14 protein-coding genes are annotated in these 13,618 nt (G+C 68.8%); all 14 read left to right on the forward strand.

The features are described from left to right. Window positions 1–325: 325 nt before the first annotated feature. The 14 genes from ACZ3KJ_RS22235 to ACZ3KJ_RS22300 all read left to right on the forward strand — a co-directional run bounded on the left by ACZ3KJ_RS22235 (window position 326) and on the right by ACZ3KJ_RS22300 (window position 13,607). On the forward strand, window positions 326–814 hold the full coding sequence (locus ACZ3KJ_RS22235) for an ATP-binding protein (RefSeq protein WP_467529333.1): 489 nt from the start codon (window positions 326–328) through the stop codon (window positions 812–814). A 100-nt stretch (window positions 815–914) separates the two neighbouring features. Next, window positions 915–1,544 (forward strand): HAD family hydrolase, encoded by a 630-nt coding sequence (locus ACZ3KJ_RS22240; RefSeq protein ID WP_403441337.1) that lies wholly within the window; start codon window positions 915–917, stop codon window positions 1,542–1,544. After that, entirely contained in the window at window positions 1,541–3,394 is a 1,854-nt protein-coding gene (locus ACZ3KJ_RS22245) for a hypothetical protein (RefSeq protein WP_467529336.1), read from the forward strand. Before ACZ3KJ_RS22240 ends, ACZ3KJ_RS22245 begins: the two co-directional genes overlap by 4 nt. Then, window positions 3,391–4,347 (forward strand): thymidylate synthase, encoded by a 957-nt coding sequence (locus tag ACZ3KJ_RS22250; RefSeq protein WP_381079615.1) that lies wholly within the window; start codon window positions 3,391–3,393, stop codon window positions 4,345–4,347. The genes ACZ3KJ_RS22245 and ACZ3KJ_RS22250 overlap by 4 nt, the downstream gene beginning before the upstream one ends. Before the next feature lie 8 nt (window positions 4,348–4,355). Then, window positions 4,356–6,074, forward strand: a complete 1,719-nt coding sequence (locus ACZ3KJ_RS22255) for a carbamoyltransferase family protein (RefSeq protein ID WP_453470566.1) — start codon at window positions 4,356–4,358, stop codon at window positions 6,072–6,074. Then, window positions 6,059–7,123: a glycosyltransferase family protein gene (locus tag ACZ3KJ_RS22260; protein WP_467529339.1), complete on the forward strand. Its 1,065-nt coding sequence runs from the start codon at window positions 6,059–6,061 to the stop codon at window positions 7,121–7,123. The genes ACZ3KJ_RS22255 and ACZ3KJ_RS22260 overlap by 16 nt, the downstream gene beginning before the upstream one ends. A 96-nt stretch (window positions 7,124–7,219) precedes the next feature. Further along, a complete protein-coding gene (locus tag ACZ3KJ_RS22265) occupies window positions 7,220–7,732 on the forward strand; it encodes a P-loop NTPase family protein (protein WP_208898226.1) in 513 nt (170 codons plus the stop codon). Window positions 7,733–7,763: 31 nt separating this feature from the next. After that, window positions 7,764–8,609 (forward strand): class I SAM-dependent methyltransferase, encoded by an 846-nt coding sequence (locus ACZ3KJ_RS22270; protein ID WP_467529342.1) that lies wholly within the window; start codon window positions 7,764–7,766, stop codon window positions 8,607–8,609. After that, window positions 8,606–9,367: a phosphotransferase gene (locus ACZ3KJ_RS22275; protein WP_365169353.1), complete on the forward strand. Its 762-nt coding sequence runs from the start codon at window positions 8,606–8,608 to the stop codon at window positions 9,365–9,367. Before ACZ3KJ_RS22270 ends, ACZ3KJ_RS22275 begins: the two co-directional genes overlap by 4 nt. Continuing rightward, on the forward strand, window positions 9,364–10,020 hold the full coding sequence (locus tag ACZ3KJ_RS22280; RefSeq protein WP_365169356.1) for a histidine phosphatase family protein: 657 nt from the start codon (window positions 9,364–9,366) through the stop codon (window positions 10,018–10,020). The genes ACZ3KJ_RS22275 and ACZ3KJ_RS22280 overlap by 4 nt, the downstream gene beginning before the upstream one ends. After that, window positions 10,017–10,853: an aminoglycoside phosphotransferase/kinase family protein gene (locus ACZ3KJ_RS22285; protein WP_467529344.1), complete on the forward strand. Its 837-nt coding sequence runs from the start codon at window positions 10,017–10,019 to the stop codon at window positions 10,851–10,853. The genes ACZ3KJ_RS22280 and ACZ3KJ_RS22285 overlap by 4 nt, the downstream gene beginning before the upstream one ends. Before the next feature lie 54 nt (window positions 10,854–10,907). Beyond that, window positions 10,908–11,888, forward strand: coding sequence for an NAD-dependent epimerase/dehydratase family protein (locus ACZ3KJ_RS22290; protein ID WP_467529346.1), 981 nt, complete (start codon window positions 10,908–10,910; stop codon window positions 11,886–11,888). A 26-nt stretch (window positions 11,889–11,914) separates the two neighbouring features. Continuing rightward, window positions 11,915–13,036: an adenosylhomocysteinase gene (locus ACZ3KJ_RS22295; RefSeq protein ID WP_467529348.1), complete on the forward strand. Its 1,122-nt coding sequence runs from the start codon at window positions 11,915–11,917 to the stop codon at window positions 13,034–13,036. A 4-nt stretch (window positions 13,037–13,040) separates the two neighbouring features. Further along, window positions 13,041–13,607, forward strand: a complete 567-nt coding sequence (locus tag ACZ3KJ_RS22300; protein WP_365169908.1) for an NUDIX hydrolase — start codon at window positions 13,041–13,043, stop codon at window positions 13,605–13,607. Window positions 13,608–13,618 lie beyond the last annotated feature (11 nt).

Raw genomic sequence — 13,618 nt, forward strand, 5'->3', positions numbered from 1 at the left:
AAAACGATCTTTGACGGGTTTGACGGCCCCGACAGCCGCCGGGAGATACCGCCGCGATGTGATCCACGGTTCGCTCGTGGTCAACGAAACCACCAACTGCCTTTGCCCGGGAGGAAACCGGTGAAGACCAGCCACACGACTGGCACCGCCACCCGGACTGTGCCGGGCGACGGGCGCGCTCCCGCTCCGACGTCTGGCGTACGGCACCTCGACCACCCCCCGCCGGTGGCCGTGCTCGGGCAAAACCTCCGCCGCTTCGACCACTCCGACAAGACCGCCGATCGAGTCCTCCGCGGGCTCAAGCACCAGTTGTGAGAAGGCGAGCATGGACCGAATCGAAAGTCTGGGGAGTGTGATCAGCGCTCCCGAACAGAAGAAGACCCTGACGCTCGCCGCCAACGACAGGGCTCCGGGCAAGGCGCGGTCCTTCACCCGGGAAGCGCTGATGGCGTGGGGGGTGGAAGACCTTCTGGACCAGGCTGTACTGATCGTCAGCGAGCTCACCACCAACGCCGAGCGGCACGGCCGAACTCCGGGCGTGGACCTGAGCCTTCCATCCAGAGTGGAAGGCGAGCCCGTCGAAGAGATCACGCTGACGTTAGCCCTGCAGGCAGGTGTTGTGGGGATCGAGGTCGAAGACAACTCCCCTGAGCCCCCAGTGCCTCAGATCGCCTCGCTCTATGCCACCAGCGGACGGGGCCTACACCTCGTGTCGGCAGCGGCCGACGCCTGGACTGCCTGTCCCAAGGAAGACGGACGCGGCAAGAGAGTGATCGCTCTCGTGAGGCGCACCGAGTCGCCCTTCACCTCCTAACCCCTTCCCTTGGAGATCCCTGATGTCATCCCGGCCTACTTCCTCACCCGCGCCGACCTCCGGCGGAACGAGGCGGGGCCTCGACGTCGATGCCGTACGTGTGCTGCTGCTGGACCTGGACGGCGTGCTCGTCGACACCCGCCCGGTCATGAAGCGCGCGTGGCGCCAGGTCTGTGAGGACCACGGCCTCGACGTGCCGTTCGGGGAGTACGAGCGTCACCTGGGTCGGCCCTTCGCCGACATCATGCAGCAGCTCGGGCTCGCTGACGCCGAGCCGATCCACCAGACCTACTCCAAGGCGTCGACGGCCGCCTCTCACCTTGCCCGACAGTTCGACGGCGTCATGGAGGTTCTGCATGCCTTCGCCGCTGCCGACTGGCGGCTGGGGATTGTCACGTCCAAGCCGTTGGCGCGAGCCACCCCTCTCCTGGCTCAGCTCGGCGTCCCTTTCGCCACGGTACGCACGCCGAACGGGATAGGGCGGGGGAAACCCGCGCCAGACCCAATCCTGCTCGCCCTGATCGACCTGGGCGCCGACCCGGCCGATGCCCTGTACGTCGGAGACATGGCGGTCGACCAGGAGGCAGCCCGTCGCGCCGGCGTCTCGTACGTGCACGCGGGCTGGGGCTACGGCACCCCGAGCCCCCCGGCCCCCGTCGTCGCCGAATCGCCGAAGGACCTGCTGCGGCTCATGAACACCGGGCCGATCCTCGAAGGGAGCCTGGTATGACGCCGACCAAGCGCAGCGCCTTGGGCATCGCCCGCACCGACTCCGATGGCAAGCCCCTGTGGGCGCTGGTCGGCGAGGCCGCGCTCGCGACCATGAAGTCCGACCGGATCACCACGTCCGAACTGGAGGCCCTGCCCTTCGACCCACGCGATGCTGAAGCACGGGTCAACCATGTGATGGAGGCCCTCGAAGCGTACGGCGCCGACCTCGCGAGGACTCCGGGTGGCGCGGGGTGGCTGTACGTCCAGCACGTGCCGGCGCGGCGCCTGGTGGCACAGGTCGTACGTAAGCTGGCGGCGCTCAGCGCGTGGGAGCCGTTCGCCAAGGCCCCAGGTCCGCTGAGACTCGCGCCCTACGAAGGACTCGTCGGGCTGCGGTCGAGCAGCTCCCGCGAGTACCGGGCGTACACGGTCACCTGGTCGGGCATTGCCTACCTGCTCGGAGCCGCAGCCCTTCACAACCCCCTCCGATCCGCGCAGTTACGCAACCTCCCTCCTGCCCTGACGGCCGCATCGGTGCCGAGCCCGGCGCCCTCGGAGCTTCCAGTGAGCGAGGTGGTGGCGTTGTCGTGGTCGTCCCGTCACGCGGCCACTCTGCTGCCAGTGCTGGAGGAGCTGGCCAGGAACGGGCGCCCCAGCCTCGTGGTGGACTTGGCGACCGACCCGGCGGAGCGGTGTCCGGCTTCGGGCGTCGCGGGGGTGAACCTGTGCTCGCCTCCGCCCAGTCTCTTCGACCTCTCCGGCGTCGTAGACGGGCTGAGGCCGCAGGATGACGGCCCCTTCGTTCGAGTCGACGAGCACGAGCTCCGACTGGCCCGATTGCTCCGCCTCGTGTCCGTACTTCTGGAGACGAGCGGCGGGTGCACCCAGCCGTCTTGGCGATCCGTGGTCCGGGCGGAGACATGGTTGGACGGCGTTCTCGCCGCCGTACGGCCGCATACCGTCCTGGTCAGCAACGACACCAGCCCGCTGGGTGCGCTGGCCGTACATGTGGCAGAGCGCCATGGGATGAACACGGTGCACGTCCAGCACGGGGCCTGGACGGCTGAGTCGGTCGCATGGCCCGCCCTGCACAGCCGCGACATCGTGGTCATGGGTGAGCGGGACCTCCCCCTCGCGAAGGAGTGGGTGCGCCACCCTGACGCCGAAGTCCATGTCCTGGGCCAGCCCCGCTTCGATGTACTCGCTGGCCTCGGCCGCGATACCCAGCGGCGCTACCTGGAACATCTGCTGGCCCACGGCCCGCGTCGCAGTCCTGCCCGTATCGCGGTGTGGGCCTGCCAGCCCTTCGGTCCTGACCGGCTCAAGGCCCAGGCCGACCTGCTGCTGGACGGTCTGTGGCAGGCCGGCAGCGACTGGGGCCTCGTCATCGCGCCGCACCCGGCGCAGAGCATCGACGTCTTCGCCCCCCTGCTCGAACGGCACGGTCGGCCGCTCGTGGCCGTGGCCGATCCCCGGGTCGGCGCTCGTGGCTGCCTCGCCGGTGCCGACGCCCTGGCAAGCGCCTATTCGACGTGCGGCATCGAAGCCGCGCTGATGGGCGTGCCGGTGCTCGAACTGGGTTCGCCCGGCGAGCGCACGCTCGGACTCTCCGACCACGGCCTTGCACGGCGGTGCAGCACCGTCGATGACATCGCCGACGCTCTCGTCGCACTGCGCGGTCCGCACCCGCCTGCCGACCGGGCGGCGACGGACGCGGTGTGCCGGTGGCGCGGTGACAGCGCAGCCCAAGTCGCATGCCTCATCACCCGCCGCTCGGGCGGCCATGCCATGCACTCCCACCACAGCAACCACGATGCCCGCGCCGCCAAGTCCGGACGGCCGCAGGGCGAAGGAGTACCTGTCCGATGACACACCTGACCGCCGACAGCGTCGCCGAACTGTTCGTCGGCGCTGTCACCCTGGCCAAGAGCGGCGACAGGGTCAGCCCTCGCGGCATGGCGACCCGTGAGGTGCTCGACGTCCACATGCGGCTGACCCAGCCGCGGGCTCGCCTGCTGTACGCGCCGCCGGCACGCGTCATCAATCCGGCGTTCGCCGTGGCGGAGACCGTCTGGCACCTCTCCGGCTCGGACGCTCCGTGGATCTTCGATTACAACGCGCGCCTGCGGCAGTACGCCGACGACGGTGTCCTGCGGGGCGCGTACGGGCCACGTATGCGGAAGTGGGCCGGTAACGTGGATCAGCTGAGCCGCATCGTCGAGATCCTCAAAGAGGACCCCGACTCCCGCCGGGCCCTGATCCAGCTCTACGACCCGGCCCAGGACGCTGCAGGGCACAAGGACGTGCCCTGCACGCTGGGCTTCGGCTTCCATCTGCGTGCCGGCCGCCTGCACATGTCGACGACGATGCGTGGTCAGGACGTGTGGATCGGCATGCCGTACGACCTGTTCTTCTACACCGTGCTGCATGAGCTGGTCGCGGGCTGGCTCGGCGCCGAGCTGGGCGATTTCCACCACCACGTGGGATCACTGCACATCTACGAGAACCATCTCGACCAGGCGGAAGAGCTGACCGCGGTGACCGCGAGCGCGGTCATGCCGGACCTCACCACACCGTGGCGGGGCTTCGACGATCTGCTCGACCAGGTCGAGGCCCGGGACGTGACCGGCCACCCGGGCTGGGACACGATGGCCGAGACACTGCGCAGCTACCGCCTGTGGAAGGACGGCGCGCGTGAGCAGGCGTGGCGGGTCGCCGACAAGATCGACGGGCCGCTGGGCGAGGCGCTCATCGCCTGGTACGGCGAGCTCAATCGTCATGCCGGCGCCTCGACCGCGCGCGAGACGGCGGGGACGCGGTGATGGCCACCATGGACCGCGCGCCCTCGGTCATCCTGGGGCTGTGTTCCTTCACGCACGACTCCTCCGCTGCCCTGCTGGTAGACGGGGAGCTAATCGGCTTCGTGGAGGAGGAGCGCCTCTCCCAGCACAAACACACCAAGGACTACCCCGGCTACGCAGTCGAGTGGCTGCTCGGCGAGGCCCGGCTCACCGCGGCCGACGTCGACGCCGTCGCCTACAACTTCCAGCCCGCCCACTACCTGGCCGAGTCCCCGGCAGCCCTGCGCCTGTCTCTGTCGCCGACGACGCGCGATCGGGCGCTGCCGAGGGCTCACGGCTTCGCCAAGGTGGCGCTGCGCACCCATCTGCGAACCCGCGCCCTCGGTCGGCGGTTCACCTCCGCTGGCGTCATCCCTGTCTTGCACCACCGGGCTCACCAGCTGACGGCCTTCGCCGCCTCAGGGTGGAACGAGTCCGCCGTGCTCATCGTGGACAGCCTCGGCGAGCGGCAGACCACCACCATCGCCCGTGGACACAACGCGCTCCACCCTTCCACCCGCACCCTGGAGGCGATCAACGACCCTGCCTCCCTGGGCTATGTGTACGGCGCGGTCACCGAGCACCTCGGGTGGCGTCGTGGTGACGAGGAGGGCACCGTGATGGCGCTCGCCGCCCTCGGCGATCCGGAGCGGTTCCGCCCACTTTTTGCCCGGGCCCTGCGCACCACACCCACGGGCTTCTCGGTCGACCCCGCCTACTTCCCGCCGCGCGTGCTGACCTCGGGCTACCCGAGGACCTCTCGCCGCTTCATGGACGAGACATGCCCCGAGCGCCACCCGAGCGAGCCGATCCAAGACGTCCACCGGGATTTGGCCGCCGCCCTCCAGGAGCGCACCGAGCAGGTGATACTGCATCTGGCCCGCAGGGCCCGGACGATCACCAGATCGCGCCGCCTGTGTGTCGGCGGTGGAGTCGCCACGAACTGCGTGAGCATCGGGCGGATCATCGAGGCCGGAATTTTCGACGAAGTCTTCGTCCCGCCCGCCCCGGGCGACGCCGGCACCGCGATCGGGGCCGCCATCGCCGCACACACCGGCAGCCGCACCCGGCGGCCCGTGTCCGGCGTCGCCCGGGCCTGCTATCTCGGCCCGTCGTACCAGCACCAGGCCCTTGACCTCACGCCATGGCCCGGGCTCCAGCAGAAGACGCTGGGCGTGGAGTCCGCCGAGTTCCTCGCCGACCAGCTTGCCCACGGCATGATCGTCGGGCTCTTCCAGGGACCAGTCGAAGCCGGCCCCCGCGCCCTTGGGAATCGCTCGATCCTCGCCTCTCCATTGGAGCCCGGGGTCGTCGAGCGTCTGAACGCCACCGTGAAGTTCCGGGAGCCGTTCCGCCCATTCGCCCCCATGGTCCTGGCCGAACGCGCCGCGGAGTTCTTCACCCTCGGCCAAGAGGCGCCGTACATGTCGATGGCGTCCGGCGTAACCGACGAGGCGCGCGAGCGCGTGCCAGCCATCGTGCACGCCAACGGCACCTCCCGCCTCCAGACCGTCACCCGGTCGCAGAACGCGTTCATGCACGACGTGCTGAGCGCCTTCGCCCGCCGTACAGGGGTGCCGGTGCTGATCAACACCTCCCTCAACGTCAAGGGCAAGCCGATCTGCGGAACACCGGAGATGGCTCTGGACTGCCTGGCCAACTCCGGACTGGACGCCCTGCTGCTGGAAGGTCGGTGGATCACAAAGTGAAGATCGGATACAGCTTCTGGGGATTCCTCGGCAACGGAATCACCGACACCCCGGACGGGGGCCGCAGCCACCGCCGCCCCCTGATCGACGCCCTCCTCGGCCGCGGCCACGAGATCGTCTTCCTACAGGCCAACCGCGACCTGATCGAGGCCGGCGACGACCTCGGCAACGCCTACGCCTTCCACAGCGGCACCCCGGACATCGACGTCCTGTTCCTGGAGTGGCGCTGGGCAATCGACGGGCGGAACACCAACCCGTGCGGCACCGAGGGGCACACCTGCGACCTGCACCGCCAGACAGAGCTGGTCACCTGGTACACAGTTCGGCTCGGAACCCCGACCGTGATCTGGGATAAGGACCGCCAGCTCCGGCCGGACAGCGTGTGGCGGCGTATCCGCCAGACCACTGTGTGCGAGGCCGCTCTCGAACCTACGGCGGGTGCCCACCGCCTGCTCTTCCCGGTCGACGACCGTCTCCTCGACGAGGCGGATCCGATCGTGCTCGCCAAGAAGCCCAGGGATCTCGTCCTCGGGTACGTCGGCAACCAGTACGACCGCGACGAGCATTTCGACCGCTTCTTCGCGTCCGCCGCCACCCGCTTCGATCACCTGGTCGGGGGCAAGTGGACCAAGACCGATCGCTGGCCCCACGTCCGGTTCCTCGGCAGGCTGCCCTTCGAGGCGGTCCACGCCGTGTATGGCAGGTCTCTGGCAACCGTGCTGATGCTGCCGGAGCGGTACGCCGTCGTCGGGCAGATGACGCAGCGGATCTTCGAGGCCGTTCTCGCCGGATGCCTGCCGCTCACTCCTGCCGACATCCTGCACGCGGACCGCTTCGTGCCCGAGGAACTGATCGTCAGCTCCGGCAGCGAGGTGATCGAGCGGCTCGCCCACCTCCAGCGGATCGCCGGCACCCAGCAGCACGCGGACCTGATCGCGGCCTGCCTGGACCGCCTGGACCTGTTCCGCCTGAGTCGGCAGGTAGACGCGTTGGAAGCCGTACTGGACACGGCCGCCAGCCCCGTAAATGTGGAGCGGGGAGCGGCGTGATGCAGCTGGCTTCCCAGGCCATGGCACCTGGATCATCCGAACGTGTCCGACCGGCCGGTCCGACCGGGCACCCGAGCGCCTCTACGCTGAAGCACCATGAAGAAGGTCGCCATCGTCGGCTGCGGAGGCAGCGGCAAGTCCTACCTGGCACGCGAGCTGGGCAGGATCCTCGACGCCCCGGTCACGCACCTGGACGCCGCGTTCTACGACGACGCGTGGAACGCGCTGCCCATGGAGAAGTTCGCCGCCCTGCAGCAGGACCTGGTCGCGCAGCCGAAGTGGGTGATCGACGGCAACTACAACTCCACCTTGCAGATCCGGCTCGAAGCCTGCGACACGGTGGTCCTCATGGACGTCTCGACCGTAGCCGCGCTGTACGGGATCTTCTCCCGCCAGATCCGGCACGGTGCAGGGCACAAGGGCAACGGGGTGCACAACCGCATCCACTGGGGCGTGATCAAGTACGTGGCGACGTACCGCCGCAAGATGCGCCCGCGCGTCATGGCCAAGATCGAGGAATTCGCCTCGGGCCGTGCCGAGGTGGTGCTGCTGCGCAACCGGCGACAGACGCACCGCTGGCTGCGCAAGGTCGCCGCCGAGCACCGCTGAGCGCTCCGCGCCCCCGAGGGGAAGGTGCGGCATGAGCGGCGCCAACCCCTTCCTGGACCCCGCGCGGCAAGCGGAGCTGTATGGGCACGCCTCGCGGCTGGCCGGCCGGTCCAATGCCCTGATGCGGGCGAAAACCTCCGGACGCCCGGTACCAGACACGATCGTGCGCCTGGTGCGCGCCCACCACGAGCGGGCAGACACGCTCGGCCTGGTCTTGGACGTCGGCTGTGGTCGCGGTACAAGCAGTCTGGCCCTGGCCCAGCAACTCCGGCCGCAGCGGGTACTCGGTCTCGACGCGGCTCCGGCCTTGATCGAACAGGCCCTACACCGCGCTCAACGGCTCCCCGACGTCCCAGTCAGCTTCCTCATGGGCAACTTCCACCAACTGCCGCTTCCTGCACAGTCATTCGACGTCGCTGTCGCAGCCTTCTGCCTTTACCACTCACCGCAGCCTCAGACGGTGGTCGCGGAGATGAAGCGGGTGCTGGCTCCGGGAGGGCTGGCCGTGCTCGTCACGAAGGGACTCGACAGCTACCGGGAGATGGACCAGCTGGTCTCTGCCGCCGGCCTCGACCCGCGGGCCGAGCAGCACGAGAGCCTGTACGTCTCGGCGCACAGCGGCAACCTCGCCCACCTGGCCGCCGTGTCGCTCGACGTACTCGCTGTGGAGCACGAGGAACACCGCTTCACCTTCGACGGACACGACCACGTGGCGGAATACCTGGCCACCAGCCCGAAGTACGACCTCGCCCCGGGCCTTTACGGCAATCCGGGCGCGCTCGCGGCAACACTGCATGAGTTCCTGCCGGACCGGCCCCTCACCACCAAGTCCCTCGTCACCTTCGTGGTGGCCAAGTCGGGGGGAGGACGGTCGTGAGCGTTCGCCAGTTCACCAAGCACTACGAGACCCCCGGCCGGGTGGCCTCGGCAGCCCGCCATCACGCCTGGCTCGTCGAGCACGCACCGCCGCTGCGGCTTCCGGCGCTGACGGTGGTGGGGCCGACGAGCCTGACATACGAGTGGATCGACGGCCGTCCTGCCCGGACCGAGGACCTGCCGGCCCTGGCTGGGTTGCTGGGCGATGTCCACGGGGCCGCCTGGACCACCGACCTCCGGCCGGCCGCGCTCAACAGGCCCCACCGTTTCCGTGACGGCATCGCGTTCGGCGACTACATCGGTCCCCGGCAGGCTGCCCTGCGAAGAAGGCTGGAACAGGGGTACCTGCCGGACCGCGGGGCCTTGCACGCATTGCTGACGCTGCTCGAGAAGACCGCCGAGGGGCCGACCGCCTTCTACAAGGACAGCAACCCGCGAAACTTCATCATCACCGAGGCCGGCGAGATCTACACGGTCGACACCGACGATCTGACGCTGGCGCCGATGGGTTACGACCTGGCGAAACTGATCGCGACGCTGGTCCTGACGTACGGGCCTTTGCCGACTCCAACCATTGACTCGGCCCTGTGCGCCTACAACGAGGCCGCCGTACGCCACGACCCCCGGCTTGGCATCACGGATCGCGAGCGGCTCGACGACTTCCTCGCCCTGCACGCCGTGTTGACCGCTCCGTACGCCGGGCGCAACGGCTACCGCTACTGCTGGTCGCCCCGACCCTGCCCCCGAGGATCCGCATGATCACCACCGAACTCGTCTTCGTCCGCCACGGCGAAGCCCAGTGCAACGTCGACGGCCTGGTAGGCGGCCCGCGCACCTGCACCGGGCTTACCAACCGCGGATACGCCCAGACCGAACGGGTCGCGCTCCGCCTCGCCACCGAGCACCGCGACAAGCCGTTCGGAGCGCTGTACGCCGGCCCACGCCTCCGTCTGCGCCAGACCGGCGAGATCATCAGCCAGGCCCTCAACCTCCCCATGTTCACCGACGACCGCCTCGACGGTCCGGTCCACGGTGCCGCCGACGGCAGACCGTGGGCGGAGGTGAAAACAGCCGCCGATGGCGGGCCGCACGCCCACCCGGACAGGCCCTGGGCTGCTGGATCCGACACGTGGAACGGCTACCTGGAGCGTGCCGGCCGCCTTCTACGGGAGCTCATCGACCATCACGAGGGTGAGCGCATCCTGTTCGCCGCGCACGGCGAGACCGTGATCGTCGCCCACACCCTGCTCCTGGGAATCCCGCTCGGATCTCCGGCCGGGTTCACGGTCTCTCACGGGTCCATCACCCGGTGGCAACACCACCTCAACCGGCTTGGGCAGAGACGGTGGATGCTCGACCGCCACAACGACACCGAGCACCTGGCCGCGTTAGCGCAGGAGGCTGTCGCGTGATCACGCTGTCCGATGATCCGCGGCTGAGCCTGGCACGCGGCGCACTCGGAGCGGTCCGGATCGTGCACGATCCGACTCTCCCGCCCCGAGTCCTGCGTCTGGTCGACACCGACGGCAATGAGTTCTTCGCCAAGCAACACAGCGAACGCGACCGATACACCCGAGAACTCCATGCCTATCTCGCCTGGGGAGCTCACCTGATCGGGCACGTCCCCCGAGTGGTGGGCCGACAGGACAGAACATGCACCCTGCTGCTCACCGCGGTGCGCGGCGTACGGGCGGATGCGGTCGCCCCCGGATCGCCGGAGGAGGAACAGGCTCACTACGAGGCCGGGCGCGTCCTGGGCAAGCTGCACCACGCCACCTCGGTACCGCGTACCGGCGCCGTCGGCACGGAACTCGCCCAGCGGCTACGCGACTGGAGCGCCCGTGCAGACCGAGCCGGCCTCATCTCCACGGCCGAACGCGACCGCATGAGCCACAGCGCGGACGTCTTGGCGAACACGCTCATGGACAGCGCGGTGTGCCACCTCGACTACCAGCCGCGGAACTGGCTCCTTGGGGACGCCTTCGGAATGTGCGACTTCGAGCACATGCGCCGGGACGCCCGCATCCGCGACTTCGCCCGGCTCGAATTCCGCCGCTGGCAGGCCGCTCCCCACCTCCGCACGGCTTTCTTCGCCGGATACGGAACGCCGCTGAACGACACCGAACAGCGACTGCTGGAGTCCTTCGGTGCGATCGAGGCCGTCACCGCCCTGGTCCGCGGACACGAGCAGGACGATCTCGCCCTCAGCAGCCACGGCCGCACCGTTCTCGCCCGGCTCGCTTGAACCACAACCCTCCCCGGATTCCTGGAGAACTCCGTGTCACAGCACGCATCCCACATGACCACCACCGTGCCCCGCCGGGCTGTGGTGACCGGCGACGCCGGCTTTATCGGCTCCCACCTCGCGCAGGCCCTCGTCCAGGCCGGCGCCGTCGTCGTCGGCGTCGACCGTCGTGACCCTGCCACCGACCCCACGGCCGCAGCCAACCTGGCCGCCCTGCAGAGGCTCCCGGGGTACATGCACGTCACCGCTGACCTCCTCAACTGCGCGATCGAGCCGCTTCTCGTGGACGCGAACGCCGTCTTTCACCTGGCCGGCATCCCCGGGGTACGCCCCTCCTGGGGGCCGAAGTTCAGCGAGTACGTCGCCTCCAACGTCCTCGCCACCCACCGCGTCATGGACGCCGTCACCCGTATGGGTGTTCCCCGGCTGGTGGTGGCCTCGTCCTCCAGCGTCTACGGCCCCACCGAGGGCGGTCCGAGCGTAGAAACCGACCGGCCACAGCCAGCATCCCCGTACGCGGTCACGAAACTCGCCGAGGAGCAGCTCTGCCTCGCGCACTCCGCCCAGGCCCATTGCCCCGCCAGCGTCGTCGCTCTGCGGTACTTCACCGTTTACGGCCCCCGGCAGCGCCCCGACATGTTCACGCACCGCGCCCTCACGGCCGCCCTGACCGGCCAGTCACTACGTCTGTACGGAGACGGTCACCAGCGCAGGGACTTCACGTACATCGACGACGCAGTCGCCGCCACCATCGCCGCGGCCACGATCCCGACCGCCAGCGGAGTGATCAACGTCGGGGGTGGTTCGAGCGCCTCCCTGCTGGAAGTGATCAACATTGCGAACAGCCTCTCCGGTCGCGAGATCCAGGTTCACCAGGAAAACCACCGCAGCGGCGACGTCCTCACCACCCGCGCCGACCCCGGCCGCGCCCATGAGGTCTTGGGCTGGCAGCCCCAGGTCGACCTTCACAACGGCATGCGAGCCCACATGCAGGCGCTTGCCGCCGAGACCGCCGCGTACGGCCACGCGGCATAACCAGCGGGACACCAGGAGGAGTTGCAGTGGAGAGTCCTGAAAGGGCGCGACTGGAAGCCTTTTTCCGGCAGATCACAACACGGTTTCCCGCTGGCGAGCACGTCACCACGCTGATCATCACGCACCTGCTCTACGAGCGGCCGGCGTTCCTCCGCGCGATGGCCGCGACGTCCACGGTCGGTGCTGTACTACCCAAGCCCAGGTCCGTCGACCAGCCGACGCTGGAGAAGGTCCGACGTGCCTTCACCGTCCATGACCTGAACCGAGAACTGTTTGCCGACTCGACCTGGGCGTTGGAGTACCTGGAGGACACAGCAGGCGGCCGGAACGTCATCCTGATAGACATCGGCGGCTACTTCGCGCCGTGCCTCGACACCCTGGTAGAGAAGTTCTCCGGCCGTGTCCTCGGCGTCGTCGAGGACACCGAGAACGGACACCAGCGGTACGCGGCACTCGACCGCCTGCCCTGCCCGGTCGTCTCGGTGGCCCGCTCCCCGCTGAAGGACTGCGAGGACCACCTGGTGGGCCGGTCCATCGTCTTCTCGACCGACGCCCTCGTACGCGCCCGCGGCGACATTCTGACCAGCCGAAATGCCTGCGTCATCGGGTTCGGCAAGGTCGGCCGGGCCATCGCTCAGACGCTGCGCGCCCAAGACCTACGCGTCACCGTCCACGACACCGATCCAGTCAAGAGAGTGCAGGCGCATTCCCAAGGCTTCCGTACGAGCGCGTCGACGGCCGAGGCGCTGCGGGAGGCAGAACTCGTCCTGTGTGCCACCGGCAACCTCGCCCTCCGCCAGGGCGATTTCTCCGCCCTGCGCAACGGGGCGTACCTCGCCTCGGTAACGTCCTCAGAGGACGAACTTGAACTCGGCAGCCTCCATGGCCTCTACAAGCGCACCCCGGTCAGCGAGCATCTGACGCGCTACGAGATCACGGGCCACTACTTCTACGTCCTCGCTGACGGCGGCGCCGTCAACTTCGTGCACGGCGCCGCCGTCGGCTCATACATCCATCTCGTTCAGGCCGAGATACTCGCCGCCACCGCGGCCCTCAGCCACGGCCGCTTCCAGTCCGGTCTCCACGAAATGGCCGCACCCGACCGCCAGGCCATCGCCAGGATCTGGTTCGACTACTTCGACAGGTGATTCCATGCCGCCTTCCCCCGACCACATCCGTGCCACCGTTGAGGGGTACCTCACCCGCCACCCGTCCGAGCGGGACGCCCTGGCTGCGCTCTTCGTCGCCCTTACCGGCGGGGACGATCCGACCAGCCGCAAGACCTTTCCCACGCACGTCACGTGCAGCGCCATCGTCATCGACAGCAACGACCGGGTGCTCCACATTCAGCACAACGCCACGGGCAAGGCTCTCGCGCCCGGTGGCCACAACGAGCCAGGGGACACAGACCTACCCGGTGCCGCCCTTCGTGAACTGGGCGAGGAAGCCGGCATTCCTCGCGATGCCGTCGTCCCCCTCCCCGGCTTTGAGACCGTGCCGCTGGACATCGACGTACACGACATCGCCGCCAACCCCGCGAAGGGCGAGCCGGCACACCAGCACGTCGACTTCCGCTGGGCCTTCCTCCTCCGGGCCGAACACGCCGTGACGCTTCAAACCGAAGAGGTCAGCGGATACGAGTGGCGGTCCTTCGAGGACTCTGCCTCGCCGACCGTCCGCGCCAAGCTGGCCCTCCTCCCCCGCCCCACCCATTCCTGACACTCACCGAC

Source organism: Streptomyces sp. NPDC003248 (assembly GCF_055563235.1).

Excerpts from the sequence above, each read along its gene's own strand:
- ACZ3KJ_RS22235 (WP_467529333.1), top strand. The coding sequence starts at position 326 with ATGGACCGAATCGAAAGTCTGGGGAGTGTGATCAGCGCTCCCGAACAG.
- ACZ3KJ_RS22245 (WP_467529336.1), top strand. The coding sequence starts at position 1,541 with ATGACGCCGACCAAGCGCAGCGCCTTGGGCATCGCCCGCACCGACTCC.
- ACZ3KJ_RS22250 (WP_381079615.1), top strand. The coding sequence starts at position 3,391 with ATGACACACCTGACCGCCGACAGCGTCGCCGAACTGTTCGTCGGCGCT.
- ACZ3KJ_RS22255 (WP_453470566.1), top strand. The coding sequence starts at position 4,356 with ATGGACCGCGCGCCCTCGGTCATCCTGGGGCTGTGTTCCTTCACGCAC.
- ACZ3KJ_RS22265 (WP_208898226.1), top strand. The coding sequence starts at position 7,220 with ATGAAGAAGGTCGCCATCGTCGGCTGCGGAGGCAGCGGCAAGTCCTAC.
- ACZ3KJ_RS22270 (WP_467529342.1), top strand. The coding sequence starts at position 7,764 with ATGAGCGGCGCCAACCCCTTCCTGGACCCCGCGCGGCAAGCGGAGCTG.
- ACZ3KJ_RS22280 (WP_365169356.1), top strand. The coding sequence starts at position 9,364 with ATGATCACCACCGAACTCGTCTTCGTCCGCCACGGCGAAGCCCAGTGC.
- ACZ3KJ_RS22290 (WP_467529346.1), top strand. The coding sequence starts at position 10,908 with ATGACCACCACCGTGCCCCGCCGGGCTGTGGTGACCGGCGACGCCGGC.
- ACZ3KJ_RS22300 (WP_365169908.1), top strand. The coding sequence starts at position 13,041 with ATGCCGCCTTCCCCCGACCACATCCGTGCCACCGTTGAGGGGTACCTC.